Genomic DNA, 26,809 nt, shown 5'->3' on the forward strand with positions numbered 1-26,809 from the left:
TTATGAATGCTTTTTTAAACTGGATTGAAGAACGTATCCCGATGATGCGGGTGGCGAATATGCACGCCATTCAATATCCTGCTCCACGTAATATGAACTTCTGGTACGTATTTGGTTTTCTGGCCACCATCGTGCTGGTCAACCAAATCGTAACCGGTATCTGGTTAACCATGAACTTTAACCCGACGGCGGAAGGGGCTTTCTTCTCTGTCGAGTACATCATGCGAGAAGTCGATTTCGGCTGGATCATCCGTTACATGCACAGTACCGGCGCGTCTGCGTTCTTTATTGTGGTGTATATGCACATGTTCCGCGGCATGATTTACGGCTCCTATCAGAAACCCCGTGAGTTGCTGTGGGTTTTCGGTATGTTTATCTACCTCGCGTTAATGGCTGAAGCCTTCATGGGCTACGTACTTCCCTGGGGCCAAATGTCTTACTGGGGCGCACAGGTTATCGTGTCTCTGTTCGGTGCGATTCCGGTGATTGGTCCTGACCTGGTCATCTGGATTCAGGGCGACTATGTTATTTCCGGAGCTACGCTGAACCGCTTCTTTGCCCTGCACGTTATTGCCCTGCCACTGGTCATCGTCATTCTTGTGTTCCTGCATATCATTGCACTACACGAAGTGGGCTCTAATAACCCTGACGGTGTGGCAATCAAGCACAAGAAGGGCTCTCTGCCTGAAAGTGAAAAGACTAAATACGAAATCCACGAATACTACACCAGTAAATACGACATCGCAGATGATGTGGTGCCCTTCTTCCCGCACATCGTGCTTAAGGATTTAGTGGCGTTCAGTATCTTCCTTTTCGTATTCTGCTACATCATGTTCTTTGCGCCGGAAATGGGGGGCAAGTTCCTTGAACATCCAAACTTTGAAATTGCTAACCCGCTGAAGACGCCGGAGCATATTTTCCCTGTGTGGTACTTCACGCCTTTCTACGCCATCCTCAAAGCGGTACCGGATAAGCTGTTTGGTGTTATTGCTATGTTTGGTGCCATCGCGGCCCTGTTCGCACTGCCGTGGCTTGACCGTGGACGGGTGAAGTCATGGCGTTACCGCTGTGGCCTGCACAAAGTCAACTTGCTGCTTTTCGCTGCGGTATTCGTATTCCTGGGTTACCTGGGCGGTACACCACAGGAAAACTGGAAAATCATTGCTTCTCAGGTGGCTACCGTGTTGTATTTTGGTTTCTTCGTGGCACTGTTCTTATACAGCAAAAATGAAACAACGAAGCCTGTACCAGCGAGGATCCCGAAATGAGAAAACTAATGTTGTTACTGGCATTCCTCGTACCGGGTATGGCGATGGCTGCCAGCGGAAATGTCCATCTGGACAAAGCGCCTGTTGATTTAACCGATAAAGCGTCGTTACAGCGCGGTGCCAAAATCTTTATGAATTACTGCCTGGGTTGCCACTCTATGCAATACCAGCGCTATCAGCGTACCTTCACCGATTTAGGTATTCCTGATGAGATTGGTCAGGAAAACCTTCAGTTTACCGGTGAGAAGGTGACGGATTACATCACCCGCTCTATGCCTGAAGAAGCTGCTGCTACCTGGTTTGGTGCGGCGCCGCCTGACCTGACGCTGGTGAACCGCGTCAGAGGTTCCGACTGGATTTATACTTACCTGCGCAGTTTTTATGTTGATGAAAGCCGTCCGTTTGGTGTGAACAATGTGGTATTCAAAGATGTAGGCATGCCTCATGTCCTTCAGCCGCTTCAGGGCACGCCCCGTTTAACCCATGAAGAAACCATGGTTGACGGTGAAATGAAAGAGCAGTTTGTGGGTATTAAAACCGATGGCGACGGTGCGCTGAGCACAGAAGAGTATGATCAGGCGATTGCCGACCTGGTTAACTTCCTGGCATACAGTGGCGAACCGTTCCGTCTGCAATCCGAAGCTATCGGAAAGTGGGTACTGGTGTTCATTATTGTGCTGTTCATCTTCGTTTTCTTACTGAAGAAAGAATACTGGAAGGAAGTGCACTAATTTCTGTTAATTTGTGTATAATACGCAAGGGGGCATTCCGCCCCCTTTTTTAGCATTTGTTTCTGGTCGCAATACGGCCGGGCAAGGTAACACTCTCGACGGAGGAAAATGAATGGCCGTAGCCGCGAATAAGCGTTCAATCATGACGTTGTTCTCAGATACTATTGACATATATAGTCACCAGGTTCGTATTGTTTTGGCGGAAAAAGGTGTGGGTGTTGAAATTAGCTACACTGATCCAACTAACCTGCCTGAGGATCTGATTGATCTGAACCCCTACGGTACTGTGCCAACCCTCGTTGACAGAGAGTTAGTGTTATATAAATCCCATATCATCATGGAATACTTAGATGAGCGCTTCCCTCATCCTCCATTGATGCCGGTATACCCTGTTTCCCGTGGTCAGAGCCGCCTGATGATGCACCGCATCGAACAGGACTGGTATTCTCTGGCTGCACGTATTTTCCGTAATGAAGGTGATGTAGAAGCTGCCCGTAACGAATTACGTGAAGCGTTACTTTCATTAGGTCCTATTTTTGCTGAGATGCCATTCTTCATGAGTGAAGAGTTCAGCCTGGTTGATTGTTACCTGGCACCGCTGTTGTGGCGCTTACCTGCGTTGGGGATCACCCTGACCGGTAATGGCAGTAAAGAAGTGAATGCATACATGAACCGCATTTTCTCACGCAGTTCTTTCAAAGCTTCTCTGACTGATCAGGAACGCGAAATTCATAATCCGTTATGAGTAAAATGACATCCAATCAGCCGTATTTGCTGCGTGCATTTTACGAATGGATTGTAGACAACCAGTTAACGCCATACATTGTGGTAGATGCCACGGTGGAGCGTGTTGATGTTCCGCAGGAATTCATTAAAGACGGCCAAATTGTGCTGAATGTTTCTCCTGCTGCGTGCGTTAACTTCTCGCTGGATCTGGACGCTATTTCATTTCAGGCTCGTTTTGGTGGGCAACCCCGCCAGATCTATATGCCTTGTCACGCTGTGCTGGCAATTTATGCCCGTGAGAATGGCGCAGGAACTGTTTTTGCCGTTGAAGATGAAATGCAGGCGCCTGAACAGTTGAGCGATGACGATACTGACACGCTGAACGGACCGTCTTCCGACGTTACCGATGGCGATTCTGAGAACGCGCCGGTGCCGCCGAAGAAAGGCAAACCTACGCTGAAAATCATTAAATAAAAAATCCGGCCTACGCGCCGGATTTTTTAATTCTGTTTAATACTGTTTCTTAAAAGTACTGCTGTTGTGATCTGGCCGTGAGCAAACCGGGAGGATCCTGCGCCAGGATAAATTCTCCATATAACAACAGAGAGCTTTATCATGGCAAACAGAACCCTTCGCTACACAACCCTCTGCATGGCCACCCTGCCGGCATTTACTTTAAGCGCCGCTGAAGTCGAAATATCAGTGGAAAACCTCACCCGGGGTATCGCATTCACACCTTTATTCATAGCAGCACACAGCAGCGACACCCATCTGTTCGTGACCGGTGAAACAGCAAGCACAGAATTGCAGGCTATGGCGGAAGGCGGTGATATCTCAGGGCTGGAAACAGTGGCGGCCGGAGCGTCTGCTGATATAGTCAGTAATCCTGCTGGCGGATTACTGATGCCGGCAATGACCACATCTGCCATGGTGACCACCACTGACGGCAATACCCAACTGAGTCTGGTAGCCATGTTGTTGCCCACCAATGATGGCTTTGTCGGTTTAGACAGCTGGACCATACCGGAAACTCCCGGCACCTACATGATTTACCTGAATGCCTATGATGCCGGTACCGAGGCCAATGATGAAGTTCGCGGGAGCGGCGTACCCGGTGAAGCAGGTATGCCGGTTCCTCCTCCTCTGGAAGCGTTAGTAGGTACGGACGGCACCGGGATGAATGCCACTATCACCAATGCGACCGTTCATATCCATCCCGGCAATCTGGGAGACGATATGCTCAGCGGTGGCATGAGTGATGTTCAAAACAAGGTACAGCGCTGGCTCAATCCCGTAGCCAGAGTGGTTGTTACGGTAAGTGAATAGGAGTGGATATGATGAATCAACGGATAACTCGCCTCAGCGCACTGACCGTCGCTTTATTCACCCTGGCGGCGTGTTCAGATGACGATGATGAAACCATCGTTGAACCCCGGGCACCTGAAATGCGGACTTATGAAATAACCGTAACCAATCTGACAGCTGCACAACCATTCTCGCCGGTCGCGGTGATTGCCAGTGACTCTGTGACTCTGTGGCAAACCGGAAGCGCTGCATCGGACGGACTAGCCATGCTCGCCGAAGGAGGAGACAGCAGTGCACTGACAGAACAGGGTGAGACACTGGTTGCAGAAGCCGGTACTGAGGCATTGCTGCCCGGAAGCAGTGAAACCTTTATGCTTACCATGGAAGCCAGTGATTCTGCTTTGTTGAGTGTTGTCACTATGCTGGTAAATACCAATGACGGATTCACAGGAATAACCGGGTTGGATTTATCTGCGCTGGTGACAAATGACACGCTTACCATGTTGCCCCATGTCTACGATGCGGGTACAGAAGAAAATACGGAGTCGGCGGGCACTATACCCGGTCCGGCAGATGGCGGGGAAGGTGTCAGCGACGGCAGAGAGGCCCTTGATGCTGTCACATTTCACGGCGGCGTTGTCAGTGCAGAGGGTGGACTGACAGACTCTGTTCTGGGTTCAGAACACCGTTTTGACAATCCGGCGATGAAATTAATTATCACCCGGATGGAATAAAATACAGGCACCTCCGGTCTGTTTCTATGCGAGTCATTGCATATGAAAACAGCCGGAGGGAAGATGATTTTGTTAACTCAGCATGATCAGGCTCAGTCACAGCGGATCCGCAAGTGTCTGGAGGCACTGGGACACCAGTGTGTGACGACGCTTAACGACCCCTGTGAGGCAATCGCGGCAAATCAGTTTAGTCTGGTGGTTCTGGATATTGTATTGCCCGGCCGCTGCGGACTGGACGTCTGCCGTCAAATCCGCCGGCAATACCCTCTGCTGCCTGTCATTATTGTTACCGCATCTCAAAGTGAAACTGACCATATCCTCGCGCTGGAACTCGGCGCCGACGATGTGGTGATGTTGTCGTGCCACGACAGGGTTTTACAGGCAAGAGTGAAAGTGCAGCTACGCCGCTATCGTCCTGATGATGAGAAAAAGCCGTCGGGTTGCCATCTTTTGCAGTCTGGCAGGTTATCTCTGGATATCAGATCCCATCAGGCAAGGATTGGCGAAAGTGCTCTGCCGCTTACCGCTACGGAATTTACGTTGCTTACGCATTTTGTCCGTCACCCCAATCAGGTATTCAGCCGTAATCAGCTACTGGAAACAGTGTGGGGTCATCAGCTCGACTGCTATGAACATACTGTGGTGTCACACATTAACCGGCTCCGAAGTAAGCTGGCTGCAGATAAGAGCGTGGCTGCTATGCTGGAAACCGTCAGGGGAGTAGGATACCGCTTTACGCCCCGGCCGCCGGTGAGTAGTCGCCGGCTGCATCATGTGCCGGCTGCATCATGTGCCGGCTGACAGATATCCGGCAGCCACATTTTAAGACGTGGCTGCCGGGCCGTGAATATGCTCAGGTTAAAAGCAGTGACGCAGTTCCCAGGAAGGCAAATATACCCACTACATCAGTAATGGTTGTCAGAATAACGCTGCCGGCCAGGGCAGGGTCGATTTTCAGACGTTTCATGATCATGGGTAAGGTTGCACCGGATAGCGCAGCGGCAATCATGTTGACGAGCATGGCGAAGGCGATAACGAGGCCAAGCATAAGATCCTGCTTCCACAGACCTATTACAGAAGCGATAAGTACTGCCCACATCACGCCGTTTAACAGGCCGATTGCCAGCTCTTTATTAACCAGCCACTTTGCGTTACTGCCATTAACATGGCCCAGTGCCATACCACGGATAACCAGTGTGAGTGTCTGGTTACCGGCTACACCACCCATGCTGGGAACGATGGTGTTCAGAATAGCAAGCACGGCCATCTGGCTCAGTGTTGCTTCAAATAAGTCGCTGACCGCTGCGGCGAGGAGGGCGGTAACCAGATTCACAGCCAGCCACACGGAGCGGCGCTGGGTAGATTGTAACACCGGCGCGAAAGTATCTTCTTCGTCATCCAGACCGGCCATACTCATCATCGAGTGTTCCGCATCTTCGCGGATAATGTCGACCACGTCATCGATGGTAATACGACCGGCAAGGCGATTTTTCTCGTCCACAACAGGGGCTGACAGCCAGTTGTAACGTTCAAACAGACTGGCAACCTCACCGTCAGGCATATTAACAGGGATCGCTTCGGGATCATCATCCATCACCTCTGACACTTTATCGTCGGGATCCGCTGTCAGCAGGCGTGCTACCGGCACAATGCCCACCAGATTATCTGTGCGGTTGACCACGTAAAATGTGTCTGTGTTTTCCGGTAAATCCCCTTTCAGTCTGAGATAGCGCAATACCACATCAACGGTTACGTCAGGGCGCAACGTAATGGTGTCGGTATTCATGATAAAACCGGCGGTTTCTTCACCGTAAGACAGTGCCTGTTCTGCCCGGTGTCTGTCCTGAGTATCCATAGACTGCAGAATATCCTGCAATACTTCATCCGGCAGACTGCTTAAAGTCTCCGCCAGGTCATCGGTATCCATTTCTTCAAGGGCATCAACAACCTTCTCAGGCACCATCTTGCTGATAATACCGTTACGTACATCTTCTGACAGTTCTTCTAAGATATCGCCGTGAAAATCGCCGTCTATGAGGTCCCAAAGTTCATCACGGGTTCGGGTCGGGCTGGATTCAAGGATCAGGGCAACATCGCTGGGTGGCAGCTCATGCAGCATTTTGCGCACAGAAACAAAACGGCCGTCATTTAACGCCGCATTAAGAGCCCATAGCTGGCTTTGTGCTGATTTGCTTTCGAGTGCTTCTGCCACGGAAATCCTTTGAGAAACAAACAGGGAGGTAGATAAAGAATACCTTACCCTCCGGAAACTGTCATCGGGAAAGCGGCGTATATCTGCCTGCGAATCGCCACAAACCGTCCGTTTGCGCAAATTGTGAGCATCGGGGCGATTTATTGCTGTTGCGCTTCGCTTTGCTCTCTGCGCATCTTTTCAAACAGCGAGGGTTCCCAGGGGCGTACCGCCAGCAACATACCAATATGCGTTCGTTCTGAAACCGGTAAAGACGAGTCAGCATCGTTTAATTCTGCCGCTTCCGTTGACAGTTGCTTCAGGCGCTTTTCAATGATCCGGATGGATTCCTCTGAATAGCGGCCACGGATGTATAACCTGAACAGCCAGGGTTCACCCCGCTTCGGCGCCATGAACTTCACCATAACTTCCTGTTCCATAAACTGTGCTAGCGGTCCTCCCGGGATCCAGCGGAAATTCTGGCCAATGCGCAGACGGTACCGGTTGCCGGGCAAAAGTTCTATCAGCCTGAGTTTATCGAGCTTTGCCAGCAGCCTGACACCTTCCAGCGGGTCTATCGCATAATGCCCGGTGATATCGTCAAACTGCCATCCGTCCCTTACCAGCACGGCCATAAGCAAAAGCTTCGGGTTAGCCAGTAACTCTTTTTCCTGTTCTTCAGTTAACTGGGACAGGGCAGGCTGTTCCCGTTCGCTGAGTTGGAACAGTTCACTGAGGGTCAGGTCCATCACATCGCAAATTTGTGCCAGTCTCTCCAGAGTAAAGGCTTCCTGTGCAAAACATCTTTTCATGCTTGCCTCACTCAGGTCAAGGCGCTCCGCCAGTGATTTATAAGTAAACCCCCGCTGCTTCAAACAGCGCTTCAGGGTACCGATGAGTTGCTTAATCTGCTGCATAGTATTAATAAGTGATACTTTTGGTGTTGAAATAGTCTACATCAATTATTTGAGTTTATTAATGTTCTTCTCCGGACTACTGTGAATACACAGTCACTACTGAGGAACTGAAAAATGAAACATGGATTGATATCAGGTTTAGCAATACTGACACTGAGTTGCGGTGTAATGGCCGACGACTCAATACAACACAGCGGTCAGGCAAGTAAACACAGTGTGCTTGCAGCAACGGAAAGTGTGCAAACAACAGCATCAGTGGCCAGCGCGGTATCGGTTGCACCGGTCGTGTTAAGTGTGGGAGTGGCAGTGATTGCGGCAGATTCAGCGCACTCCGTTCACCATAGCATTGAGAAAAGCAATAAACCTTTACCGGTGACAAAACGGGTGATTACTGCAGACCCTGCACCTAACGTGGTGATAAACCAGACTATCGTGACACAGGGGAAAGCTCAATGAGGTCCGCGATAGCAATGCTTGCGTGTCTGGCGTTGCCTGTATTTGCCGGCAGTCAGGAAGAAGCACCCCGCCGGTATGCGCCGGAGGCGATTATAAAATTTGCAAAGCAAACTGAGCATTACCTGGCTGAGCAGGGAGCCTATGCGGCCATTATTGCGCGGGTTGGACGGGCGCCTGAAGACTTGCCTCAAGGTATTTCATTTACCCATACGGCAATTGCGCTGTATTCCGATATTACGCTGGATGACGGCACGGTAGAGCAAGGATATGCAATACACAATTTATATCAGCTGGCAGATAAGCCGGGTACAAGTGTACTGAAAACGGATTATCCGGTGGATTTCTTTTGGGGAGCAACGGAGTTAAAAGCCGGCATAATTATTCCCGATTGGGAAGTGCAGCAGAAAATCGTTGCCCTGTATGCGCAGGACAAAGCGAAATTGCTGCACGAACCGGCCTATTCCGTTATTGCGAGTCCGTTTACGGAAGGAAAGCAAAATTGCACTGAGTACACCCTTGATGTGCTGAATGCTGCTATTTACGGCACCACTGACAGTCATCGCCTTAAAAACAATACGCAGGCATGGTTTAAAGCACAGCCGGTGAAGGTTAACAAAATGAAGTTGCGGTTAGGCAGTTGGGTGAGCAGCGGTGTGTCTTTAAGCGACCACCCGGGCGCGATACAAACCGCTACGTTTACCACTATTGCAAATTATGTGGAAAATAATCAACTGGTGGCACATCAAACCGTGCTGTATGCCAGTCACTGATACAAAACGGAGATCATCATGAACGCAAATAAACCTACGAAAGCCTTTTTTATTGCTTCTGTTATTGCACTGCTGACAGGATTTGCCGCTTATATCACCGGACTCCTGAATGCCGATATGCCACTTAATGAAAAAGGCTACTACTTTGCCGTATTTCTGTTTGGACTGTTTGCTGCTGTGTCTGTTCAAAAAACAGTGCGGGACAAAATGGAAGGCATACAGACAACGAAAATATACCTGATGTTGTGCTGGTTTGGCCTTGGTGCTGCTATTGCACTGTTAGTGATTGGTCTGGTAAACGCCAACCTGTTGCTAAGTGAAAAAGGATTCTACGGGATGGCTTTCGTCCTGAGTTTGTTTGCCGCGATAACGGTGCAAAAAAATGTCAGGGATAATACGGCAGCAGAATAAGGTGTGAGGTTGAAGGCTCAGATCGCAGGATCCGGGTCTTTAACATAGCCAGACAGGACGTGATTGAATTTATCGATGAAGCCCGGGTCCACAGATTGTTTACTGAACATGAAGTGGACGTCCTGTACGTTCACGGGATTATCACTGATTTCCAGTTCGAGATGCAGCAGTTCAGCATTAAAGCTAATCACTCTGATATCGTCCAGCACCAAATCGACACGGCCTCTGTCCAGAAATTGTAGCCGCCGGTTAACGGAATCCAGATGAATAAGCTGTGCGCTGTACTGTTCAGTGACTGTGTTATTAAACCAGTCGCCGTACCATCCGCCGGTGTTTAACGCCAGGGTTTTGCCTTCCCGGAGTAACGTTTCAAGCGATTTGCCGGCATATTCGTCTAGGTGGGAAGGGTGAAAGGCAAAGCTGATGGTTTCTTTGCGGTAGGGAACAGAAAAATAGTTTTTCAGCGCTCTCGCCGGTGTGAAAGCCGCACCGGTGACTACATCAATTTGCCCCAGTCCTAATTGCTGAGTAACCCGTCTTTCAGGCAGGATCTGGCTTTCCAGTGCATAATCCAGCTTGCCTAAAACCGACTTTAACAATTGGTAGTCTTCACCGGCCGGCTGATTATTGTCTGTTATATACAGGTAAGGAGGCCAGGCTGTACCACCGGTTATCAGACTTTTTTTGTGCTCAGCACACCATACAGAGCTTTGATAAGCCATCGCTGTCAAAAAGATGATTAAACTGATGAAACGTTTCAACGGGTTTGCCTTTAAGCCTTCGCCGGCACTACACACTCAGTGGAGTGCAGGCGTTATTCATCTTCGTTAAATCTGCCTGCAATTAATGCCTCAACGGCATCCATTGCAGCTTCAGCATCAGGACCTTCAGAGATCACAGTAACCTGTTCCCCCTGATGACTTTCCATCATCATCAGTCCCAGCACACTATTGGCATTCGCCTGCTTATCGCCTTTTTGTAAAAGAACTTCGGCATCGAACTGATTCGCCAGTTGCACCAACTGCGTTGCAGCTCTGGCATGCAGCCCCAGTTTATTAACAATAGTCAGAGATTTCTCTATACGCATTATTTACTTTGCTCCCTGTGGCGGAGCTGGACATCAGGATGAGATTCCCGGAAATTTTTCGCCAGTGATTCCGCTACATAAACTGAACGGTGCTGTCCGCCTGTACATCCGATAGCGACTGTCACGTAACTGCGGTTGTTCCGTTCAAGATGTGGCAGCCAGGTCGTGATGAGGTTCTGAATCTGCCAGATAAATTTGGTCACTATAGGTTGGGAACTGAGGAAAACCTGAACCGGTGTATCCAGGCCTGTCAGGTGTTTTAAATCCGGCTCCCAGTGAGGGTTTGGCAGAAAACGGGCGTCAAACACATAGTCTGCATCTTTGGGAATACCATGTTTAAAGCCGAATGATTCAAATACCAGAACAAGTCGTGAGCTTTTCTTACCGAGGATCCGCTCGCGAATTAATTCTGCCAGCTGGTGAATGCTCAGAGAGTCGGTATCAATATTCAAATCCGCTCTTTCTGCTACGGGGGCCAGTAATTCCCGTTCTGTCTGAATGGCATCAGACAATGACTTATTCAGTTTAGCCAGCGGGTGTAACCGGCGGGTTTCACTGAACCTGCGCACCAGCATATCGTCACTTGCGTCAATATATACGATGGTGACAGTCCATGACTGAGGCAGGTAGTCGAGAATTTCAACCAGCTCAGAAGGCTCTTTAGGCAAGTTCCTGACATCAATACTCACAGCCACCTGCTCGTATTCATCGGCGACAGTGTGTGTCAGGGCTGGTAAAAGATTAACCGGAATATTATCGACGCAGTAATACCCCAGATCCTCTAGGGCACGAAGTGCTACTGATTTTCCTGAACCTGAACGTCCGCTGATGATGATTAACTTCACGCCCGTTTCTCCTGAAGTCACATGTTGTCGGTGCGTATTACACTAAGTTACTGTAATGCGCGAATAATATCATCACTTGTCTGAGCTTTGCGGATAGTTTTTATGGTTTCTTTATCACTGAGTTTACCGGCAACCATGGCCAGAGTTTGTAAATGTCCTTCGGTTTGTTCTTGAGGGACAAGCAAAGTAAAGAAAATATCCACAGGTTTATTATCGATAGCATCAAAATCGATGGCGGGCGTGCTGGTAACCACAATGGCAATGACTTTTTCCAGTCCGGCCAGACGGCCGTGGGGGAGGGCAATGCCGTTACCTATACCTGTGCTGCCCATTCGCTCACGGGCCAGCAGGCTACTTAACACGGTGGCTTCATCAACATCGGGGTTATTTTTAGCTGCAATCCCGCTGATGATTTCGAGAATGCGTTTTTTGCTATTGCACTGGACCGCACACTCGGTGCGGTCCAGGCTGACTATGGCTTGTATATCCATGAATTCAATTAATGCTTTTTAAGCTTTTCCTTGTGTTTCAGGACCTGCCTGTCGAGCTTATCGACCATGCTGTCAATGGCAGCGTACATGTCCTGATTTTCGGAAGAGGCGAAGACTTCCGCGCCGCTAAGATGAACCGTTGCTTCTGCTTTTTGGCTAAGCTTTTCAACATTTAAAATAACGTGCACATTTGATATGTGGTCAAAATGACGTTCCAGTTTGCTGAACTTAGTATCGACATAATTACGCAAAGAATCAGTGATCTCAATGTGATGACCAGAAAGGTTGATTTGCATATTTCGTCTTCCTTATTTTGAGCAGCCTTAAGTTAGATAAGGCTTTTGCGTTGGTTAGACGGCGGGATCGATAAGGATTCCCGGTACTTTGCTATTGTTCGCCGGGCAACCATAATGCCTTGATCGGCCAACAACGAAGCAATCTTGCTGTCACTCAGCGGCTTGCCTGGATTTTCAGCGGCAACCAGCTTCTTAATCAGGGCGCGAATCGCTGTAGATGAACACTCACCACCTGATTCAGTGGCAACGTGGCTGGAGAAGAAATACTTCAACTCGAAAATACCACGGGGCGTGTGCATGTACTTCTGCGTTGTTACCCTGGAAATAGTAGATTCGTGCATATCTACCATTTCTGCGACATCATTCAGCACCATTGGTTTCATCATTTCAGGGCCATGCTCAAAAAAGCCCATTTGTTGCTGAACAATACAATTTGCTACTTTCAGCAGTGTATCGTTCCGGCTCTCAAGGCTCTTAATAAACCATTTGGCTTCCTGCATGTGAGAGCGGATAAATTGTGAATCACTGCTGTTTCGTGCTTTACGGCTCATTGCAGCGTACTGCTGATTAACACTGAGCTTAGGCAAGCTGTCGGGGTTTAATTCTACTACCCAACGGCCATTTTTCTTAGCAACCGATACATCCGGAATGACATATTCGGGCTCTTTCGTAATTAATGCACTGCCCGGACGGGGATTCAGCGTTTGCAGCAAACGCATCGCTTCCCGTAATTGATCTTCTTTCAGGCGGGTTTTACGCATTAATGTACGGTAATCTTTGCTGCCTAACAGATCGGAATGCTCTCTGAGCAGCAGTTTCGCTTCTTCCAGCCACGGTGTTTCCGGTGCAAATTGCGCCAGTTGCACCAGCAAGCATTCCTGCGGTGTGCGGGAGCCGGAACCGAGAGGATCAAAGAGCTGAATACGTTTGAGTACGCACTCAACCTCATCTTCTTCAACGGGCTCTTCCATATCGTCACTGTTTACGCTTTGCAGAATGTCGTCAACGGTAACCGTGAGATAACCGGACTCATCAATGGAGTCAATAATCGCCAGTGCGATGGCGCGGTCTATGTCAGAAAAAGGTGTCAGACGCATTTGCCACAGCAGATGGTCCTGAATATTTTCGGTGGTTTCACCCTGAAAGATTTGTTCGTCATCGCTACCGGAAGGGCCGGGCGCGGGGGCTGAAGACGCAGAAATGTACTCATCCCAGGTACTGTCGATGGGCAACTCGTCCGGTAAATCATTCTTTTCCAGTGCTTCACCGGTATCCATGCTGTCAGAAGATGATGCTGATGCAGACTCCTGCATGCTGTCATCATTATCGATGTTATTTTTCTCAATTACATCGTTGTCGGAGCTGTCGTCGACTTCCAGCAAAGGATTAGAATCGAGGGCTTCCTGAATTTCTTGTTGTAAGTCCAGCGTAGACAACTGCAATAGCTTGATCGCCTGCTGAAGCTGAGGCGTCATTGTCAGTTGTTGGCTAAATTTTAACTGTAAAGATGGTTTCATCTACGTCTTATATAAACTCTAAAAAGGACATCCGGTTGTAGCGGTGTGAGTGCCGGTGGCGAAATCTCCGTTAAATGCTCATCCCGATATCTTAACTATAGCCTGAATTGCTCACCAAGGTATACATCACGAACTTTTTGATTACTTAATACCTGTTCTGCGGTGCCCTGAGCAATCAGTTCTCCATGACTGACGATATAGGCCTCTTCACACACATCAAGGGTTTCCCTGACATTGTGGTCGGTGATGAGGATACCGATACCTCTGTCCCGTAAGTGCTGAATGATCTTCTTTATATCATTAACCGAAATCGGGTCAACTCCGGCGAAGGGTTCATCGAGCAAAATAAATTGCGGATTGGCTGCCAGTGCGCGGGCAATTTCAACCCGGCGGCGTTCGCCACCCGACAAACTCATACCTGTACTATTACGTATATGGTTAATATTAAATTCATCAAGTAGTGCATCCGCTTCCTGTTCACGTTGATGATTTTTTAAGTCTTTACGCGTCTGCAATATCGCCATGATGTTTTCATGTACGGTCAGCTTTCGGAAAATGGATGCCTCCTGGGGTAAATAACCAATTCCCCGGCGGGCACGCTCATGCATTGGCTGGTGCGTCAGCTCCTGCTCATCAATGAGGATCTTGCCTTTATCGAGCGGCACAAGACCCACAATCATGTAAAACGTTGTGGTTTTACCTGCGCCGTTAGGACCCAGCAGACCTACTATCTGTCCGGTAGAAACCGATAAACTAACGTCACGGACGACCTGGCGTGATTTATACGACTTTGCCAGGTGAGTCGCACTCAGGGTTGCCATGTAACTTAGTTACCCTCGTTTTCGTTTCTGTCTGAAGACTTGTTGTCTTCCTTCAGCTCTTTAACTGTGTCAGGACGGAAAACCGTGGTTACACGGCCGTTGCTGTTACTTTCTCCGCCGGTTGCCAGAAGTTGCTCTTTTGACATGTCATAGGTGATGCTATCTCCCTGGACCATGCTGGTATCTTGCTGGATTTTTGCATCACCTTGCAAGGAAATAAGTTGTTTAGCTACTTCGTAGCGAATTTCATTTGCACTGGCTTTTACTTTGGCCCCGTCATCCAGCGTTTGAGAATAACTGGCTGGTTTTCCGCGGGCGATAAAAATCTCTTTCCCTTCACCATCACTGGCGATGGCTTCCACTTCATCTGCGGCAATAATGAGAGAACCCTGGGTTATCTTCACATCGTCTTTAAAAACCGATTTCTTCTTTTTACCGTCGATAAACTGTGACTTGGCATCCACGGTAATCGGCTTTTCAAAATCACCGGAGCCGGCCATTGCCTCACCGGCAGCAGCAAGCAGCGCTATTGCTGCGAAAAGGCTAACTGCCCGGGGAATAAATTGTCTGCACATGATCAATTAACTCATATTGTTGGGTACGCAGGTTTGCATTGAAACCGTTACTTTTAATGATGGTCTGTACACCGCGTATATCTACCGGCTGATCTGAAGTCATGGTTTTGTCATCCAGATTTACCTTAATAAAATTGGTTGTAATGGTCTGGATAAACTCTTCAGGATTCAGGCTTTTTATCAGCACATTGTCTTCCAGCTGGATCAGATCATCGTTGTAGAGTGTGCCTTCATCAGCGGTGACTTGCCATGGGGCCTCGTCATCATTCACATAGACAGTGTATTTGGGTTGGTCGAATAACACAAAGCCTAGTTGGTCGTAATGCTCCATAGAGGCGGCAAAGACTTCGTGGTTGAGTTTGCCTTCTTCGTTATACAGTGTGGTTGTCAAATTCTTTGCTTTATAGGCAGGGCGTAAGGCGTCTGCACCGGCTTTTTTCGCCGGAGCCTGCTCTTCTGCCATCCAGACCGGAAGGTACATCAGCAGCGCCATAACAAACAGCGCAGAAATACTGATCCCTAAACGGTTCATATACTGGCTCCGTGTATGGTGTCCAGCGTGCCGAGCGCTTGTAATATCACATCGCAGACTTCCCGTACTGCCCCGAATCCACCATTTTTTGTGGTGATCCAGTTCGCTTCACGGGTGACGGCCGGATGGGCATCTTTCACCGCAATCTTTGTTTCGGCAAACCGGTACATGCCAAGATCCGGCATATCATCACCGATGGCAGCGACCTCTGATGGCGCCAGGTTCAACTTTTCGCACAACTCCGCCATAGCAGTGGCTTTATCTTCCTGACCCTGAATAATGTGCTTCACATTCAGGGCGATCATGCGATTCTTTACAATGGCCGAGTCGCGGCCGGTAATGACAGCAACGTCCAAACCACTGTTAATTAATGCCTTAACGCCATAGCCATCGCGGGTGTGAAAGGCTTTTAACTCTTCACCATTGTTGCCAAGATAAATTCTGCCGTCAGAAAATACGCCGTCGATATCACAAACGAGCAGTTTCAGCCCTTTGAGTTTTTCAAACCGCTCTTCACTGATCACGCCGTAAAAAGTGACTTCATGTCCCATCAGAGAACTCCTGCTTTAAGCAACATATGCATGTTGAAAGCGCCCACGGGGTGATCATCTTCATCCACCACCATCAGCGCACTGATCTTGTGTTTTTCCATTAAATTTAACGCTTCCACTGCCAGAGTACCGGAGCGGGTAGTTTTACCGCCGCGGGTCATAACATTGGCTACCGGAGTGGTATGAATGTCGGTTCTGGCGTCCAGGATTCGTCTCAGATCGCCGTCGGTAAAAATACCGCTGAGTTTGCCGCTGTTATCTGTAATACCTGTCATTCCCAGACCCTTAGAAGATATTTCCAGCAAAGCCTGTGAAATGGTTGCCCCGGACGATACAAGGGGAAGAGCGTCGCCGGTCAACATGATATCGCCCACTTTGAGTAACAGTTTCCGGCCCAGACTGCCGCCCGGGTGAGAGAGGGCGAAATCATCTGAGGTGAATCCTTTAGCATCCAGAAGTGCAATAGCCAGCGCGTCACCCATTACCAGCGTTGCCGTAGTACTTGAGGTCGGTGCAAGCCCCAGCGAACAGGCTTCTTTTTCCACACTGATATTGAGTACCACATCTGCATGCTGGCCAAGGGTGCTTGATTCGCTGTTCGTCATTGCGATGACAGGCACAGACAGCCGCTTGACCACGGGAAGCAGATTCACCAGTTCGCCGGTTTCTCCGGAATTTGAAATGGCCAGCAATATGTCTGTCTGACTGAGCATACCGAGATCGCCATGATTGGCTTCGCCCGGGTGCATGAAAAAGGCCGGTGTGCCTGTACTGGCAAGAGTCGCAGCAATTTTACGCCCGATGTGGCCTGATTTCCCCATGCCGCACACGACTACTTTGCCTTTGCATTCAGACAACAAGGTGCAGGCTTGCTCAAATTTACTGTCCAGCCGGGATGCCAGTGCACTTACTGCGCTGGTTTCAATTTCTATGACCCGTCTGGCTGACGCGATATACGGTGAATTACTCATTTAACCAAATAACCAGAATTGATACGCCAAAAAGCATAGTACAAAGATGCCACCTTCCAGGCGGCCTAACTGGCGTTTGCCGATAAAATTAAAGCTCAGGAAAAATAATAACACTGTGAGACCAAACATCACCCACATGTCTCTGTTATACACATTCTCGTCCAGTAGCCCGGGAGCAATGAGTCCAGGCATACCTAATACTGCCAGCAGATTAAAGATATTCGAGCCGATAACATTTCCCAGTGCCAGGTCGCTTTCACCTTTCAGTACACCGGCCACACTGGCGGCCAGCTCCGGTAAGCTGGTGCCCAGCGCTATGATTGTCAGACCGATCACCAGGTCGGACACACCGAAGAAATGGGCGATATCTACTGCTGCATTCACCATAAAATGGGCGCTGAGAGGCAGTAACACAATACCCACGCCAACCCACAACACCGCAGAACCGGTATTTACACCGTCAGGGATTTCTCCGTCGGTTTCTTTCACCAGCGGATCTTCCTTATCCACTTGTAACGATATCCACGCCATACCTGCGAGTACAAATACAAACAGGCCGAGGAGAATCATGCCTTCCAGGTGAGCCAGTTTGCCGTTATTAAGAAAGAACATGGCAAGCACGGTTACACCAAGGAGAACCGGAAATTCACGTTTTAATGTAGAGGATGAGACGACGAGCGGTTTTACCAGGGCCGTGATACCCAGCACGAGAGCAACATTGGTAATATTCGAGCCCAGCGCATTACCTACCGCTGTGTTCATATTGCCATTTGAAGAGGCGATAGCCGATACAACAATTTCCGGTGCTGATGACCCCATAGCAACAATGGTTAAACCAATCATCATGGGGGAGATTCCGATATTTTTTGCCAGTGCGGAAGCGCCATAAACGAAGCGGTCGGCACTCCAGCTAAGTACAGCAAGACCCAGCAGGAAAATACAGATAGAAAGTATCACAAGTTACCATTCGTCCTTTGTTTTTTCGGATTGTCGCAAAAAGTACAGCATTTGCATACGGTTTAGATAGAATACCTGCTAATACGGTTGCAACTGGTTATAAGTGCAACAGTTGCTGTTGCTTTTCCGCTATCTGCAAGCATATTTCTGCTCTGTATCAACAACATCAATGTGATAAATCATCCGGATTGTCAAAAACTGTCAGCATGATGACAAAAGTGTAATCGCGCTGAGACGGGTATTTTTACGTACCAAACGAAGTGGTCAATCTTGAGGCTGGCTCTGATGGCATGATTCTAGCTGACAAGCTTGCCGGGACCGGAGAAATTTGTGCAGACAGTGGCAATAAAAGCAAGCGTAAAGTTTTCGAAAAATGCGAACACACCTTGTAACTTTTTCGTTTTGGCGGCTGTCCTCAAATGAAGATACAATGGTGTATGTAAAATCGGGTAGTAGCATTTTCTGCTACCGCCGGCAAAGAACATAAAGGGAAGGCGCGTCTTCAAGAATATGGGAAATTTAGTGGAAATAGACAACATGACATTCCGGCGCGGATCCCGCGTTATCTATGACGGAGTGTCGATTGTTGTTCCCAAAGGCAAGATTACAGCGGTAATGGGCCCGAGCGGAATCGGCAAAACGACGTTGCTGAAATTGATTGGCGGGCAGCTCCCGCCGGATGAAGGCGATATCCGCTTCGATGGCGACAGTATTGTTTCTATGAGTCGCAGCGAGTTATATAAAACCCGTCGTCGCATGAGCATGTTGTTTCAGAGCGGAGCGCTTTTTACTGACATGACGGTACGCGACAACGTGGCGTTTCCGCTCAAAGAACATACAAAACTCAGCGATGATATTATCAACACCATTGTCGCACTTAAGCTACAGGCTGTAGGGTTACGTGGTGCGGCAGACATGATGCCCAGTGAACTGTCCGGTGGTATGGCCAGACGTGCGGCATTGGCCCGTTCCATTTCTCTGGATCCGGATCTCATCATGTTTGACGAGCCTTTCGCCGGCCAGGACCCCATCTCTATGGGGGTGCTGGTGAAATTGATTCGCGAGCTGAATGATGCCCTTGATGTCACCAGTATCGTAGTGACACACGATGTCACGGAAGTGCTTACCATTGCTGATTACATCTACATTCTGGCGGATAAACGCATTATCGGTCAGGGCACTGCCGAAGAGATTAAAAACAGCGATTCTGCGCTGGTGCAGCAGTTTCTGAATGGTGAAGCCGATGGTCCGGTGCCATTTCATTATCCGGCGAAAGACTTATCCGAGAGTTTGTTCGGGGGTAAGTCATGAAGTTTCTTCAGCAAACCGGCGCTGCAACCATCGCCAAAGTAGCAGCAATTGGCCGTGCAGGCATCATGCTTTCCGGTGCCTTATTTGCAGCTCCCAAAGTTAAGAATATCTCACTGACCATTCGCCAGCTTTATGTTGTAGGTGTGCAATCACTGCTGATTATTCTGGTATCAGGTCTGTTCATAGGCATGGTAATGGCTCTGCAGGGTTATACCATTTTGGTGGGCTATGGTGCCGAGGGCAGCCTGGGGCCAATGGTCGCACTGTCATTGTTACGGGAACTGGGACCGGTGGTCACCGCATTACTATTTGCCGGGCGCGCAGGTTCTGCATTAACTGCTGAAATCGGGTTAATGAAAGCCACAGAGCAATTATCCAGTCTGGAAATGATGGCGGTGGATCCTCTTCGCAGAGTGGTTGCTCCCCGTTTCTGGGCCGGCATGATTGCTATGCCGTCACTGGCAATGATATTCAGTGCGGTTGGTATCCTGGGTGGTCACCTGGTTGGTGTCGACTGGCTGGGTGTTGATGGCGGTAGTTACTGGTCGTTGATGCAATCAACGGTTGAATGGCAAAAAGATGTGGTCAACGGCGTCATAAAAAGCCTCGTGTTTGCCCTGGTTGTGACCTGGATTGCCATATTTAAAGGATATGATTCGGTTCCGACCTCAGAAGGCATCAGTAAAGCCACGACGGAAACCGTTGTTTTTTCATCATTAGCTGTATTGGGGTTGGACTTCGTACTCACTGCCCTGATGTTCGGAATTGAGTAGAGGATAGAAATGAATAAGTACAAAACGGAAGTGATGGTTGGTGTATTTGTGGTGCTGACTATTGCAGCCACCTTATTGCTGGCTTTAAAAGTGGCAAACCAGACCATGACCAACGCAGGCGACACGTATAACCTCTACGCCAAGTTCGATAATATTGGCGGCCTGAAAGTGCGCTCTGCGGTAAAAGTGGGCGGTGTGACAATTGGTCGTGTAACAGATATTCATCTGGATAAAGAAGACTACACGCCGGTTGTGACGCTGAGCATTTCTACCAGTTACGAAGGATTTCCTGATACCAGTTCGGTATCCATTCTGACATCCGGCCTGCTGGGTGAGCAATACGTCGGATTTCAGCCCGGTTTTTCCTTCGACGGGGTTGAAGAGCTGAAAGACGGTGACTATTTACAAGACACCAAGTCTGCGCTGGTGCTTGAGGATCTGATTGGTCAGTTCCTGTTCAACCGCGGCGGCAGCAGCGACAGTAACGAATAATTGAAACAAATTCCGTGATGCGGGGGTCTGATTCTTTAAGGCTGCCGCACCACAACAAGGACACAATTTTAGGAGACTTAGTGTTGAAAAAGCTTTTATTGATTGCCGGCTTACTGGTTGCAAGTGTAACTGGCGGGGTGCAGGCCCAGGAAGTTAACGAACAAAACCCGTACGCACTGGTTCAAGAAGCCGGTCAGAAAACTTTTGATCGCATCAAAGCCAGTCAGGCGCAGATCGAGAAAGATCCTGAAGAACTGCGCACCATCATGAAAGAAGAGCTGTTGCCTCATATCGATTATCAGTTCGCGGCTTTTAAGGTGCTGGGTAAATACTTCAAGTCAGTACCCAAAGATAAATTATCTGAATACGTTCAGGTATTCAGACAGTACCTCATCACGACTTATGCGGTAGCAATGGGCTACTACGATAATCAGAAAGTGACTTTCGAGCCTGAAGGAGACTTTTCAGATAAGAAGTCTGTGACTGTGCGCGCTGTCGTTCAGGATGCCGGTCGCCCGGACATTAAAGTGGCATTCCAGGTTCGTAAGGACAGCCGGACAAACGAATGGAAAGCCTATGACATGGTCGCTGAAGGCATCAGCCTGCTGGACAGCAAGCGCAGTGAATTCGAACCTATTCTGCGTCAGGAAGGCATTGATGCCGTGCTGAAATTAATGCGTGAGAAAATTGAACAGCCTGTGGGCGAGCAAGTTAAGCAGGCACAAGATAAGGATGCTGCGTGAGTCTTTTTCAGCTAGGTGAAAATGGTATTGTGCATATTCACGGTCACCTCGACCGTGATACACTCGCTAAAAATTGGTGGGACATGTTAAGTTCCGCTGAAAAATCCGCTCTGGCAAAGCAGGGGCGCTGCATACTCGATTTAGGGGATGTAGAGCGAATCGACAGTGCCGGTCTCGCCTGGTTGATAAACGCTGTGCGTGACGGCAAAGGCAATCACGTAGATGTAGTACTGGCACAGGTGCCGGAGAAGCTACTGAAACTGGCTAAAATCAGCGACGTCGATACCCTGTTGCCCGTAGAATAATACGTTTCCAAATCTAAGAGTTAGCAGACCATGGAATTATCTGATATTGAAACTTTGCTGAAAGACAAGCTGGGTTTAACTGAAGTACACGTTAAAGGCGAAGGTTCACATTTCACAATTATTGCTGTCAGCGACAGCTTCAATGAAATGAGCCGTGTGCAGCGCCAGCAGGCTGTTTACGGTCCGCTGCAGGACAAAATTGCTGATGGCTCAATGCATGCTATTTCTATTAAAACCTTCTCTGAAGCAGACTGGCAGCGTGAGCGTCAGTTCCACGTACCTCAATAACGGTAAATACATCTGTGGATAAACTCGTAATAAAAAAGAGCCCGCCACTGAATGGCGAAGTACGTATCAGTGGTGCTAAAAACGCTGCGCTGCCGTTATTATTTACCCCGCTTCTTACCTCTGACACGTGTCGTTTTACTAACGTACCTGCACTCAGAGATATCAATACCACCACGGCTTTATTGAAAGAACTGGGTGCAGAAGTCTCCCGGCCGGCAACGAATGAAGTGGTTATCTCATCTGCATCGTTGAACAGTGTGACTGCATCGTATGATCTGGTAAAGACCATGCGTGCGTCCATTCTGGTTTTGGGGCCTTTACTTGCGAAGCAGGGAAAAGCGAATGTTTCCTTACCCGGAGGCTGTGCTATCGGCGCACGTCCGGTGAATTTGCATTTGTCAGGTTTGGAACAGATGGGTGCAAAAATTGAAGTCGACGAAGGTTATATTCGCGCTGAAGTAGACGGCCGCCTGAAAGGGGCGCGTATCTTTATGGATATGGTCAGTGTCGGGGCCACAGAAAACCTGATGATGGCAGCTGCACTGGCAGACGGTACCACTGAGCTGGAAAACGCGGCCCGTGAACCGGAAATCGTCGACCTTGCTAACTGTCTGAATCAGATGGGGGCAAAAGTTAAAGGTGCAGGGACCGATCATATCACCATAGAAGGCGTGGAGCGCTTAAACGGTTGTGATTACCGTGTACTGCCGGACCGTATTGAAACCGGAACGTTCCTTGTCGCTGCTGCGGTATCAGGTGGCAAAGTTAAATGCCTGGATGCTGCGCCGGACACGCTGGAAGCCGTACTTAATAAGTTACGACAGGCTGGTGCCGTCATCACCACAGGTGATGACTGGATTGAACTGGATATGCAGGGCAGAAAGCCTAAAGCGGTGCAGGTGAAAACCGCCCCTCATCCGGCTTTCCCGACAGATATGCAAGCGCAGTTTGTCACGCTGAACTGCGTGGCAGAAGGTTCCGGTGTGATTACTGAAACCATCTTCGAGAACCGTTTCATGCATGTGCCCGAGTTACAACGCATGGGCGCTGAAATCGCGCTTGAAGGTAACAGTGCGCTGACGAAAGGGGCATCGCGATTAAAAGGTGCACCGGTGATGGCCACTGATTTACGGGCATCAGCAAGTCTGGTAATTGCAGGTTTGATTGCTGAGGGTGAAACCCACGTGAGCCGTATTTATCACCTTGATCGTGGCTACGAAGGCATTGAAGAAAAGCTCAGTGGTTTAGGGGCTAACATTACCCGCGAAAAAGAATAATCAGACAAGGACGTCGTTACAGTTTACCTGTTTACGATTGCCCTTACCGGATCTTCGGAAAACGTAATAAAAAGTCAGCGCCACCAAGCTGACTTTTTTGTACCTCACATTCCCCGTCATGCCACAGCATAATGCGCCTGACGATGGCCAGACCCAAACCGGCACCGCCACGCTCACGGCTTCTTGCTGCATCAGGCCGGTAGAATGGGACAAAAATCTTCTCTATGTTTTCTTCGCTTACCCCGGGCCCGTCATCTTCTACATGCAAAACAATGTGGTTACGGTTGTCACTTACCCGGAGCCTCACTTCCGTGCGGGCGTAGCGGATGGCATTTAGCAGCAGGTTTTCAATAGCCCTGCCAATGTAATAATCGTCTCCCAGAACCACTAAACCGTCATTTTCCGCAGTAACTGAAACTGAGATGGCGGTATTTCCGGCAGTACGTTCTGCTAAATTTTCCGCCATTGCCCTTAACGGGATCTGACTGACATTCAGTTCAGGCTGACGTCCGTCGTGGCGCAAATAGTCCAGCATTTCCTGCACCATACGCTCAAGTTCATTCACGTCTTCCCGCATCGCCTTCCATCCTTCCTCATCAGCGGGACGTTCTGTTGCCAGCGCAAACTTAAGCCGCGCCAGCGGGGTACGCAGTTCGTGCGCTACTGCACCGGTCATTTCTTTATGCCGGTTAAATAATTCGGTTACCTGTGCACTGAGCTGATTTAACGCTTTAGCGATAGGCGCAACCACCGAGCGCTTAGGCAGCCATATTTTCCCGAAAGAGCCATCGGCATTAACGTTGCTCAGGCCGCGGGTAATGGTGGTGAGATCCCGCCAGAGAGGCCAGAGCCAGAGTGCAATCAATGCCCCGAGCAGAACGTAGAAAACCGTTGAATACCACAGGGCACGTGAAAGAGAGCCGGTAACCGGCAGGGTCAGTTCATACAGCGTGGCGTCGTCTGCGCGGGCGTATAACTGTATTGAGTCCTGATAGAACAGGGGAACGACTTCGCCGTTTTCCAGCGCCTGTTCCGATGCCGGACTGAAAGCCAGTGAGGCGGCAGGGATCACTCTGGGTTCCAGTTTTGCCCCGGCAAGCCAGGCGGCTCTTTCCTCCGGCTTCCTGGCTACAGTTTCCAGTGCCCTGACAATATCAGTTGCCTCATCACTCAGGCCTTCGTCTGATGTAAAAAATAACGGCTCCAGCGCGGCACTTAACCCCGCCAGGGCAAGCGCGATAAAAAGATAAAGGCTCAGGAAAAGGCGGGTCACTTTAATCCCACGCGTCTGCAACGAAGAAGAAGCCTTTACCCCAAATCGTTTTTATACGGTAAGGGTTGCTGGGATTATCGTGAAGCTTTTTCCTGAGCCTCGACACCCGTACGTCAGCGGAACGGTCGAGGCCATCATATTCTCTGCCGATGATCTCTTCGTAAATGGTGTTCCTGTCCACCACTTCAGAGGGGTGACTGGCGAGCAGCCATAGCATATCGAATTCGTGACTGGTCAGGGTGATTTCTTCACCGTGTAATAATACCTGTCTGGCCGCTTTGTCGACGGTAAGGTTTCCATAAGTCAGAACCGGTTCTCGACCTGCTTCATTGAGCCGTCCGGCAGATTTGATACGACGCAGGAGTGCATGAACACGCGCAAGCAGAACTCTGGGTTCAATGGGTTTGGTGACATAATCGTCTGCGCCGATTTCCAGTCCCAGCACCTGGTCGAAGTCATCATCCCGGGCGGTCATAAACAGCAACGGGCCTTCATAATGACGTCTCAGATGCTTGCAGAGTGTAAAGCCATCATCACCCGGTAACATCACATCCAAAATGACCAGTGACGGCTTTTGCAGCTTTACTGTTGAAATAAGCTGACTACCGTCAGCCATTGCAGTAACGTCAAAATGATGCTGCTGAAGAAAATCTTTGACCAGCGTGCGTAAACGGGCGTCATCTTCCACCAGGACAATATGTGACATCAGAACAGACTCCATGGATCACGAACCCGTTTTCGCTTTTCTTTTTGTTTCCATTTCACCAGCAATTTTTGGGAATAGACAACATCGCCACGGGTATTTTTTATAAAAATCCAGCTGTCCTGCTTTAGCAGGACAGTCTGAGGCGGCAGGATCCCTGTACCGCAGAAAAGCTGCTTCTCATCTGCATAAACACAAAATTCATTATCAACGGCATGCTGTGGTACATGAATAGTGATGCGCATTTCACAGGGCTCTGTTTGTTGTTCTCCAACACATATCTGGGGCATGATCTCCCAACTTTCTCCCTGTGCCGTGTTGCAGAGCAGAAAAGTAAGTAGAAATAATATTGTTATGATCTTCCCTGACACACCCGGCTCCGCTAAAACTGGTATGTCAGGCCGGTGAAGACCGTGAGAATATCATGACCGGTCAACAACGGGCTTTCCGTAACCGCGTCGGGAAGATACTGATAACGGGTAAAGGCCAGTAAGCCCCAGTGTTTGTTAAACTGCCTGGTTACCGCTACATTGACACCCGGCCTGAATCCGCTGCCGGCACTGTACCAGAGCCGCTTATCTGGAGTGTCCTTTCCATCAATACCATAGTAATAGTCGTTAAATGTCCTGTTGTTCCATACCAGTTGCGGACTGATACTGAACAGCCATTTCTGCCAGCGGTGACTGAAACGCCAGGCAATACGGGCCTTTACACCCTGGTGGATCCCTGCGATGTCTTTCTCTACAGAAAATTGCCACTCGTTGGCTGGTGAGCTTCCGGCGTGGAGCCGTACTCCTGCATGTCCGCCATTTCTGCGATCTGCAATACTGTCTACGTTGATCTCTGTATTGGCTTCGGCGGCGGGAGTGACAGCAAGCTGCTCACGGGAAAACAGCTCTGCCGGGGTGGCATCGAAACCTTCATAGGAAAAGAAAGGACGGGCTTCACGATCGATAACCAGATAGGCATCAACAGACAAAACCGGCTGGTTGCTTTGCCATTGATAACCGAGTTCAAAATTATCAAAATAAAAGGACTCAGCGTACCAGGCTATATCGCCAATCAGAACGAGTGACTGTGTACTGCCGCCCCTCAATGGATTAGTCCGGCCGCCAGCACCAACAGCCGCGGCTACCCGCCACTGACCAGTATCAATGCATTCACCTTTACTGTTGCATCCGCTCGCTGCGAGGGCCGGGCCTGTGAAAAGGGTGCAAATAAGAATGAACAAACGAATTTTCAACAAACAAAACTCTTCAGGTGACGTACCGGTAATCTGATGCAGCCAACAGATTAGCCTGCCGGCGGATTGCAAGAAAGGGGCAGTTACAATTTAAAACAAATCTGTACGCTTTGGATCTGACGAAGTGTGTCAGGGCAGGTATGCTGGCTGCACATTTTCTCAAACAGAATTAACAAGTGGTTTACATCGTCAGTAAACGTTACGGGATAGTTCGGGAAAATCACTGAAAAGAATATTAAATAATACTGA

At 49.2% G+C, this 26,809-nt stretch carries 35 protein-coding genes; 17 read left to right on the forward strand and 18 right to left on the reverse strand.

All coding sequences use genetic code 11. The features are described 5' to 3' along the window. Nucleotides 1-2 precede the first annotated feature (2 nt). The 7 genes from J3369_RS04710 to J3369_RS04740 all read left to right on the forward strand — a co-directional run bounded on the left by J3369_RS04710 (nucleotide 3) and on the right by J3369_RS04740 (nucleotide 5,565). Nucleotides 3-1,268, forward strand: coding sequence for a cytochrome b (locus J3369_RS04710; protein ID WP_119500169.1), 1,266 nt, complete (start codon nucleotides 3-5; stop codon nucleotides 1,266-1,268). After that, a complete protein-coding gene (locus J3369_RS04715) occupies nucleotides 1,265-1,999 on the forward strand; it encodes a cytochrome c1 (protein WP_349584366.1) in 735 nt (244 codons plus the stop codon). Before J3369_RS04710 ends, J3369_RS04715 begins: the two co-directional genes overlap by 4 nt. A gap of 112 nt (nucleotides 2,000-2,111) precedes the next feature. Beyond that, complete coding sequence (gene sspA, locus J3369_RS04720) at nucleotides 2,112-2,744, forward strand: stringent starvation protein SspA (protein ID WP_119500171.1); 633 nt, start codon at nucleotides 2,112-2,114, stop codon at nucleotides 2,742-2,744. After that, nucleotides 2,741-3,199: a ClpXP protease specificity-enhancing factor gene (locus tag J3369_RS04725; protein WP_502877410.1), complete on the forward strand. Its 459-nt coding sequence runs from the start codon at nucleotides 2,741-2,743 to the stop codon at nucleotides 3,197-3,199. The genes sspA and J3369_RS04725 overlap by 4 nt, the downstream gene beginning before the upstream one ends. A gap of 177 nt (nucleotides 3,200-3,376) precedes the next feature. After that, complete coding sequence (locus J3369_RS04730) at nucleotides 3,377-4,051, forward strand: spondin domain-containing protein (protein WP_349584573.1); 675 nt, start codon at nucleotides 3,377-3,379, stop codon at nucleotides 4,049-4,051. An 8-nt stretch (nucleotides 4,052-4,059) separates the two neighbouring features. Next, entirely contained in the window at nucleotides 4,060-4,764 is a 705-nt protein-coding gene (locus tag J3369_RS04735) for a spondin domain-containing protein (RefSeq protein ID WP_349584369.1), read from the forward strand. A 63-nt stretch (nucleotides 4,765-4,827) separates the two neighbouring features. Continuing rightward, nucleotides 4,828-5,565, forward strand: coding sequence for a response regulator transcription factor (locus tag J3369_RS04740; RefSeq protein WP_349584372.1), 738 nt, complete (start codon nucleotides 4,828-4,830; stop codon nucleotides 5,563-5,565). Nucleotides 5,566-5,617: 52 nt separating this feature from the next. On the opposite strand, the gene mgtE is transcribed toward J3369_RS04740, so the two are convergent. Together mgtE and J3369_RS04750 are read right to left on the reverse strand one after the other, a co-directional pair. After that, nucleotides 5,618-6,976: a magnesium transporter gene (mgtE, locus tag J3369_RS04745; protein ID WP_303573685.1), complete on the reverse strand. Its 1,359-nt coding sequence runs from the start codon at nucleotides 6,974-6,976 to the stop codon at nucleotides 5,618-5,620. A 140-nt stretch (nucleotides 6,977-7,116) separates the two neighbouring features. Beyond that, a complete protein-coding gene (locus J3369_RS04750) occupies nucleotides 7,117-7,872 on the reverse strand; it encodes a helix-turn-helix domain-containing protein (RefSeq protein ID WP_349584376.1) in 756 nt (251 codons plus the stop codon). A gap of 114 nt (nucleotides 7,873-7,986) precedes the next feature. Between J3369_RS04750 and J3369_RS04755 the strand changes: the two genes are divergently transcribed. The 3 genes from J3369_RS04755 to yiaA are packed head-to-tail and all read left to right on the forward strand — an operon-like array spanning nucleotide 7,987 to nucleotide 9,509. Next, nucleotides 7,987-8,328, forward strand: a complete 342-nt coding sequence (locus J3369_RS04755; RefSeq protein WP_303573682.1) for a hypothetical protein — start codon at nucleotides 7,987-7,989, stop codon at nucleotides 8,326-8,328. Then, nucleotides 8,325-9,098 (forward strand): DUF2145 domain-containing protein, encoded by a 774-nt coding sequence (locus J3369_RS04760; protein ID WP_349584378.1) that lies wholly within the window; start codon nucleotides 8,325-8,327, stop codon nucleotides 9,096-9,098. The genes J3369_RS04755 and J3369_RS04760 overlap by 4 nt, the downstream gene beginning before the upstream one ends. Nucleotides 9,099-9,116: 18 nt before the next feature. Further along, nucleotides 9,117-9,509, forward strand: coding sequence for an inner membrane protein YiaA (yiaA, locus tag J3369_RS04765; RefSeq protein ID WP_303573680.1), 393 nt, complete (start codon nucleotides 9,117-9,119; stop codon nucleotides 9,507-9,509). Nucleotides 9,510-9,526: 17 nt separating this feature from the next. On the opposite strand, the gene J3369_RS04770 is transcribed toward yiaA, so the two are convergent. From J3369_RS04770 to J3369_RS04825, 12 genes are all read right to left on the reverse strand, one after another. After that, a complete protein-coding gene (locus tag J3369_RS04770) occupies nucleotides 9,527-10,270 on the reverse strand; it encodes a substrate-binding periplasmic protein (RefSeq protein ID WP_349584381.1) in 744 nt (247 codons plus the stop codon). 53 nt (nucleotides 10,271-10,323) lie between these two features. Further along, nucleotides 10,324-10,596 (reverse strand): HPr family phosphocarrier protein, encoded by a 273-nt coding sequence (locus tag J3369_RS04775; RefSeq protein WP_303573678.1) that lies wholly within the window; start codon nucleotides 10,594-10,596, stop codon nucleotides 10,324-10,326. Beyond that, on the reverse strand, nucleotides 10,596-11,441 hold the full coding sequence (rapZ, locus tag J3369_RS04780; protein ID WP_303573677.1) for an RNase adapter RapZ: 846 nt from the start codon (nucleotides 11,439-11,441) through the stop codon (nucleotides 10,596-10,598). Before rapZ ends, J3369_RS04775 begins: the two co-directional genes overlap by 1 nt. Nucleotides 11,442-11,488: 47 nt before the next feature. Then, nucleotides 11,489-11,932, reverse strand: a complete 444-nt coding sequence (gene ptsN / locus J3369_RS04785; protein WP_119500182.1) for a PTS IIA-like nitrogen regulatory protein PtsN — start codon at nucleotides 11,930-11,932, stop codon at nucleotides 11,489-11,491. 8 nt (nucleotides 11,933-11,940) lie between these two features. Further along, entirely contained in the window at nucleotides 11,941-12,228 is a 288-nt protein-coding gene (gene hpf / locus J3369_RS04790; protein ID WP_119500183.1) for a ribosome hibernation promoting factor, read from the reverse strand. 32 nt (nucleotides 12,229-12,260) lie between these two features. After that, nucleotides 12,261-13,745 (reverse strand): RNA polymerase factor sigma-54, encoded by a 1,485-nt coding sequence (locus J3369_RS04795; protein WP_303573676.1) that lies wholly within the window; start codon nucleotides 13,743-13,745, stop codon nucleotides 12,261-12,263. 95 nt (nucleotides 13,746-13,840) lie between these two features. Next, entirely contained in the window at nucleotides 13,841-14,566 is a 726-nt protein-coding gene (lptB, locus tag J3369_RS04800) for an LPS export ABC transporter ATP-binding protein (protein WP_303573675.1), read from the reverse strand. 5 nt (nucleotides 14,567-14,571) lie between these two features. After that, entirely contained in the window at nucleotides 14,572-15,141 is a 570-nt protein-coding gene (gene lptA / locus J3369_RS04805) for a lipopolysaccharide transport periplasmic protein LptA (RefSeq protein WP_349584388.1), read from the reverse strand. Then, the gene (gene lptC / locus J3369_RS04810; protein ID WP_119500187.1) at nucleotides 15,110-15,673 is read right to left on the reverse strand and encodes an LPS export ABC transporter periplasmic protein LptC; all 564 of its coding nucleotides are present in this window, start codon (nucleotides 15,671-15,673) and stop codon (nucleotides 15,110-15,112) included. Before lptC ends, lptA begins: the two co-directional genes overlap by 32 nt. Beyond that, entirely contained in the window at nucleotides 15,670-16,224 is a 555-nt protein-coding gene (kdsC, locus tag J3369_RS04815; protein ID WP_349584391.1) for a 3-deoxy-manno-octulosonate-8-phosphatase KdsC, read from the reverse strand. The genes lptC and kdsC overlap by 4 nt, the downstream gene beginning before the upstream one ends. Beyond that, nucleotides 16,224-17,195: a KpsF/GutQ family sugar-phosphate isomerase gene (locus J3369_RS04820; protein WP_303573672.1), complete on the reverse strand. Its 972-nt coding sequence runs from the start codon at nucleotides 17,193-17,195 to the stop codon at nucleotides 16,224-16,226. Before J3369_RS04820 ends, kdsC begins: the two co-directional genes overlap by 1 nt. Next, nucleotides 17,196-18,152 carry a calcium/sodium antiporter gene (locus J3369_RS04825; RefSeq protein WP_349584394.1) on the reverse strand — a complete coding sequence of 319 codons (957 nt, stop codon included), beginning with the start codon at nucleotides 18,150-18,152 and terminating at the stop codon, nucleotides 17,196-17,198. It lies immediately after the preceding gene. A gap of 510 nt (nucleotides 18,153-18,662) precedes the next feature. Here J3369_RS04825 and J3369_RS04830 point away from each other — a divergent pair. From J3369_RS04830 to murA, 7 genes are all read left to right on the forward strand, one after another. Continuing rightward, complete coding sequence (locus J3369_RS04830) at nucleotides 18,663-19,463, forward strand: ATP-binding cassette domain-containing protein (RefSeq protein WP_303573670.1); 801 nt, start codon at nucleotides 18,663-18,665, stop codon at nucleotides 19,461-19,463. Then, nucleotides 19,460-20,236 carry a lipid asymmetry maintenance ABC transporter permease subunit MlaE gene (gene mlaE, locus J3369_RS04835; protein WP_119500193.1) on the forward strand — a complete coding sequence of 259 codons (777 nt, stop codon included), beginning with the start codon at nucleotides 19,460-19,462 and terminating at the stop codon, nucleotides 20,234-20,236. The genes J3369_RS04830 and mlaE overlap by 4 nt, the downstream gene beginning before the upstream one ends. Before the next feature lie 9 nt (nucleotides 20,237-20,245). Then, complete coding sequence (mlaD, locus tag J3369_RS04840; protein ID WP_119500194.1) at nucleotides 20,246-20,728, forward strand: outer membrane lipid asymmetry maintenance protein MlaD; 483 nt, start codon at nucleotides 20,246-20,248, stop codon at nucleotides 20,726-20,728. Nucleotides 20,729-20,811: 83 nt separating this feature from the next. Continuing rightward, nucleotides 20,812-21,471 (forward strand): MlaC/ttg2D family ABC transporter substrate-binding protein, encoded by a 660-nt coding sequence (locus tag J3369_RS04845; RefSeq protein ID WP_303573932.1) that lies wholly within the window; start codon nucleotides 20,812-20,814, stop codon nucleotides 21,469-21,471. After that, a complete protein-coding gene (locus tag J3369_RS04850) occupies nucleotides 21,468-21,776 on the forward strand; it encodes an STAS domain-containing protein (protein WP_119500195.1) in 309 nt (102 codons plus the stop codon). The genes J3369_RS04845 and J3369_RS04850 overlap by 4 nt, the downstream gene beginning before the upstream one ends. 30 nt (nucleotides 21,777-21,806) lie before the next feature. After that, nucleotides 21,807-22,064 carry a BolA family protein gene (locus J3369_RS04855; RefSeq protein ID WP_119500196.1) on the forward strand — a complete coding sequence of 86 codons (258 nt, stop codon included), beginning with the start codon at nucleotides 21,807-21,809 and terminating at the stop codon, nucleotides 22,062-22,064. Nucleotides 22,065-22,078: 14 nt separating this feature from the next. Beyond that, nucleotides 22,079-23,341, forward strand: a complete 1,263-nt coding sequence (gene murA, locus J3369_RS04860) for a UDP-N-acetylglucosamine 1-carboxyvinyltransferase (protein WP_349584401.1) — start codon at nucleotides 22,079-22,081, stop codon at nucleotides 23,339-23,341. 43 nt (nucleotides 23,342-23,384) lie between these two features. Here murA and J3369_RS04865 read toward each other — a convergent pair whose 3' ends face one another. From J3369_RS04865 to J3369_RS04880, 4 genes are all read right to left on the reverse strand, one after another. Then, complete coding sequence (locus J3369_RS04865) at nucleotides 23,385-24,614, reverse strand: ATP-binding protein (protein ID WP_303573667.1); 1,230 nt, start codon at nucleotides 24,612-24,614, stop codon at nucleotides 23,385-23,387. 1 nt (nucleotide 24,615) lies between these two features. Continuing rightward, nucleotides 24,616-25,320 (reverse strand): response regulator, encoded by a 705-nt coding sequence (locus tag J3369_RS04870; RefSeq protein WP_349584404.1) that lies wholly within the window; start codon nucleotides 25,318-25,320, stop codon nucleotides 24,616-24,618. Next, entirely contained in the window at nucleotides 25,320-25,607 is a 288-nt protein-coding gene (locus J3369_RS04875; RefSeq protein WP_349584407.1) for a DUF3019 domain-containing protein, read from the reverse strand. The genes J3369_RS04870 and J3369_RS04875 overlap by 1 nt, the downstream gene beginning before the upstream one ends. 92 nt (nucleotides 25,608-25,699) lie before the next feature. After that, nucleotides 25,700-26,563: a MipA/OmpV family protein gene (locus tag J3369_RS04880; protein ID WP_349584410.1), complete on the reverse strand. Its 864-nt coding sequence runs from the start codon at nucleotides 26,561-26,563 to the stop codon at nucleotides 25,700-25,702. Nucleotides 26,564-26,809 lie beyond the last annotated feature (246 nt).

Origin of the sequence: Alteromonas sp. NFXS44, assembly GCF_040148705.1 — a bacterium.
Classification (GTDB): Bacteria; Pseudomonadota; Gammaproteobacteria; order Enterobacterales; family Alteromonadaceae; genus Alteromonas.

Bases quoted from the DNA above. Each gene is read 5' to 3' on its own strand.
- J3369_RS04710 (WP_119500169.1), top strand. From the start codon at position 3: ATGAATGCTTTTTTAAACTGGATTGAAGAACGTATCCCGATGATGCGG.
- J3369_RS04715 (WP_349584366.1), top strand. From the start codon at position 1,265: ATGAGAAAACTAATGTTGTTACTGGCATTCCTCGTACCGGGTATGGCG.
- sspA (WP_119500171.1), top strand. From the start codon at position 2,112: ATGGCCGTAGCCGCGAATAAGCGTTCAATCATGACGTTGTTCTCAGAT.
- J3369_RS04725 (WP_502877410.1), top strand. From the start codon at position 2,741: ATGAGTAAAATGACATCCAATCAGCCGTATTTGCTGCGTGCATTTTAC.
- J3369_RS04730 (WP_349584573.1), top strand. From the start codon at position 3,377: ATGGCCACCCTGCCGGCATTTACTTTAAGCGCCGCTGAAGTCGAAATA.
- J3369_RS04735 (WP_349584369.1), top strand. From the start codon at position 4,060: ATGATGAATCAACGGATAACTCGCCTCAGCGCACTGACCGTCGCTTTA.
- J3369_RS04740 (WP_349584372.1), top strand. From the start codon at position 4,828: ATGATTTTGTTAACTCAGCATGATCAGGCTCAGTCACAGCGGATCCGC.
- J3369_RS04750 (WP_349584376.1), bottom strand. From the start codon at position 7,872: ATGCAGCAGATTAAGCAACTCATCGGTACCCTGAAGCGCTGTTTGAAG.
- J3369_RS04755 (WP_303573682.1), top strand. From the start codon at position 7,987: ATGAAACATGGATTGATATCAGGTTTAGCAATACTGACACTGAGTTGC.
- J3369_RS04760 (WP_349584378.1), top strand. From the start codon at position 8,325: ATGAGGTCCGCGATAGCAATGCTTGCGTGTCTGGCGTTGCCTGTATTT.
- yiaA (WP_303573680.1), top strand. From the start codon at position 9,117: ATGAACGCAAATAAACCTACGAAAGCCTTTTTTATTGCTTCTGTTATT.
- J3369_RS04775 (WP_303573678.1), bottom strand. From the start codon at position 10,596: ATGCGTATAGAGAAATCTCTGACTATTGTTAATAAACTGGGGCTGCAT.
- ptsN (WP_119500182.1), bottom strand. From the start codon at position 11,932: ATGGATATACAAGCCATAGTCAGCCTGGACCGCACCGAGTGTGCGGTC.
- hpf (WP_119500183.1), bottom strand. From the start codon at position 12,228: ATGCAAATCAACCTTTCTGGTCATCACATTGAGATCACTGATTCTTTG.
- J3369_RS04795 (WP_303573676.1), bottom strand. From the start codon at position 13,745: ATGAAACCATCTTTACAGTTAAAATTTAGCCAACAACTGACAATGACG.
- lptB (WP_303573675.1), bottom strand. From the start codon at position 14,566: ATGGCAACCCTGAGTGCGACTCACCTGGCAAAGTCGTATAAATCACGC.
- lptA (WP_349584388.1), bottom strand. From the start codon at position 15,141: ATGTGCAGACAATTTATTCCCCGGGCAGTTAGCCTTTTCGCAGCAATA.
- lptC (WP_119500187.1), bottom strand. From the start codon at position 15,673: ATGAACCGTTTAGGGATCAGTATTTCTGCGCTGTTTGTTATGGCGCTG.
- kdsC (WP_349584391.1), bottom strand. From the start codon at position 16,224: ATGGGACATGAAGTCACTTTTTACGGCGTGATCAGTGAAGAGCGGTTT.
- J3369_RS04820 (WP_303573672.1), bottom strand. From the start codon at position 17,195: ATGAGTAATTCACCGTATATCGCGTCAGCCAGACGGGTCATAGAAATT.
- J3369_RS04830 (WP_303573670.1), top strand. From the start codon at position 18,663: ATGGGAAATTTAGTGGAAATAGACAACATGACATTCCGGCGCGGATCC.
- mlaE (WP_119500193.1), top strand. From the start codon at position 19,460: ATGAAGTTTCTTCAGCAAACCGGCGCTGCAACCATCGCCAAAGTAGCA.
- mlaD (WP_119500194.1), top strand. From the start codon at position 20,246: ATGAATAAGTACAAAACGGAAGTGATGGTTGGTGTATTTGTGGTGCTG.
- J3369_RS04855 (WP_119500196.1), top strand. From the start codon at position 21,807: ATGGAATTATCTGATATTGAAACTTTGCTGAAAGACAAGCTGGGTTTA.
- J3369_RS04870 (WP_349584404.1), bottom strand. From the start codon at position 25,320: ATGTCACATATTGTCCTGGTGGAAGATGACGCCCGTTTACGCACGCTG.
- J3369_RS04875 (WP_349584407.1), bottom strand. From the start codon at position 25,607: ATGCCCCAGATATGTGTTGGAGAACAACAAACAGAGCCCTGTGAAATG.